The following is a 327-nucleotide window of genomic DNA, read 5'->3' as shown; positions in this document are numbered from 1 at the left end:
CGCAGCGGCCCCGCGCCGTCCCTCATCAAGTACGTCGACAAGAAAGCAATAGCGACGCTCGAAGGTTTGATAATGCTGATCATCGACGCATGCTGTTACTTAGCCCAACAAATTGCGGTGCTACTTCCCCGCTATCAGGCAGCCAGAGCAGTTCGCCTTGAGCAACGGAGAAAGGCGGCATCTGAGCAGGAATAGACTCGTGGTCAATGAACCTTCACGGCGCGCTGGCTTCGTCGATTCGGCGGATGTCGTCCTGATCGAGCGTGACGCGGATCGCTTCGCCGAGCAGCGCGAGCTGCGCGAGCGACGTCGCGCTCGCGATCGGCG

At 60.2% G+C, this 327-nt stretch carries 1 protein-coding gene and 1 pseudogene; one reads left to right on the top strand and one right to left on the bottom strand.

Annotated elements, in window-relative coordinates; all coding sequences use genetic code 11:
- A partial coding sequence (locus tag A9Z05_RS37150) for a hypothetical protein (RefSeq protein WP_218077800.1) occupies positions 1-195 on the top strand: 195 nt, incomplete at its 5' end.
- A gap of 19 nt (positions 196-214) precedes the next feature.
- On the opposite strand, the pseudogene A9Z05_RS35915 reads toward A9Z05_RS37150, so the two are convergent.
- Positions 215-327, bottom strand: a pseudogene (locus tag A9Z05_RS35915) (aldo/keto reductase); the annotation flags it as partial.

The organism is Burkholderia sp. A2, from assembly GCF_001729305.1.
In the GTDB taxonomy this organism is placed as follows: Bacteria; Pseudomonadota; Gammaproteobacteria; order Burkholderiales; family Burkholderiaceae; genus Burkholderia; species Burkholderia sola.
Note: the sequence above shows the minus strand (reverse complement) of the source record. Positions and strands in the feature narration are given on the sequence as shown.